Source organism: Rhizobacter sp. P2_H2 (assembly GCF_056403375.1).
Genome location: NZ_JBFUFP010001366.1, coordinates 1 through 1207 on the forward strand (window position 1 = coordinate 1; position 1207 = coordinate 1207).

2 protein-coding genes are annotated in these 1207 nt (G+C 67.9%); both read left to right on the forward strand.

Annotated features, from left to right (window positions below; translation table 11 throughout):
* A partial coding sequence (locus AC1D15_RS33140; protein WP_477829409.1) for a type 2 periplasmic-binding domain-containing protein occupies nucleotides 1–301 on the forward strand: 301 nt, incomplete at its 5' end.
* Between the two features lie 81 nt (nucleotides 302–382).
* The coding region (gene tcuA / locus AC1D15_RS33145; RefSeq protein ID WP_477829410.1) for an FAD-dependent tricarballylate dehydrogenase TcuA at nucleotides 383–1207 on the forward strand (825 nt) is incomplete at its 3' end.

Here is a 1207-nt window from a genome sequence, read left to right on the forward strand (position 1 = left end):
CGAGCGTTGTGTGCCCCACGTCGTGCTCGAGATCGACGGCCTGGCGGTGCTGATGGACGCGGTGCGGGCCGGACTGGCGGCGACCATCCAGCCCGGCGCCGCGACGGTGCGCCTGCCGGCCGACGAAATGGCGCGCATCGAACTGGCGGAGCGCAGCGCGCGGCGGCGCAACCTGTTGGCCAGCCTCTCCGACGACGAGCTGTCGCCGGCCGCGCTGGCAGCGCGCGTGGTGCTTCGCAGGGTGGCCGCCGGGCTGGTCGCGCAGCAGCGCTGGCCTGGCGCGACCCTTCACGAACCCTGAACACCACTTGCCCTGGAGCCGTCTACCGTCCCGACGCGAGCGTCCCTACAGTGCGTCTCCATGCGAAGAGGAGACGATCAGATGCTCGACGTGCTGGTGATCGGCGGCGGGAATGCTGCGTTGTGTGCTGCACTGATGGCACGCGAGGCCGGCGCGTCGGTGATGCTGGTTGAGGCCGCGCCACGCGAATGGCGCGGTGGCAATTCGCAGCACACGCGCAATCTGCGCTGCATGCACGACGCGCCGCAGGACGTGCTGGTCGATGCCTACCCCGAAGAGGAGTATTGGCAAGACCTGCTGAAGGTGACCGGCGGCATCACCAACGAAGCACTTGCGCGCCTGACAATCCGCGCTTCGTCGAACTGCCGCGATTGGATGCGCAAGCACGGCGTGCACTTCCAGCCGCCGCTGTCGGGAGCCCTGCACGTGGCACGCACCAACGCATTCTTCATGGGCGGTGGCAAGGCGCTGGTCAACGCCTACTTTCGCAGTGCCGAGAAACTGGGCGTGCAGATCCGCTATGACACGCCGGTGGTGTCGGTCGAACTCGACGGAGATCGCTTCGTCGCCGCCTGCACTGCCAGCGGCGAGCGCATCGAGGCCAGAAGCTGTGTGCTGGCTGCCGGTGGCTTCGAATCCAACCGCGATTGGCTGCGCGAGGCCTGGGGCCGGAACGGGCGCGGCGAGTGGCCCTCCGACAACTTCCTGATCCGCGGCACGCGATTCAACCAAGGCGTGCTGCTCAAATCCATGATGGAGGCCGGCGCCGATTCGATTGGCGATCCGACGCAGGCGCACATGGTGGCGATCGACGCGCGCGCGCCGCTGTACGACGGCGGCATCTGCACGCGGATCGACTGTGTCTCGCTCGGCGTCGTCGTCAATCGCGAAGCGCAGCGCTTCTAC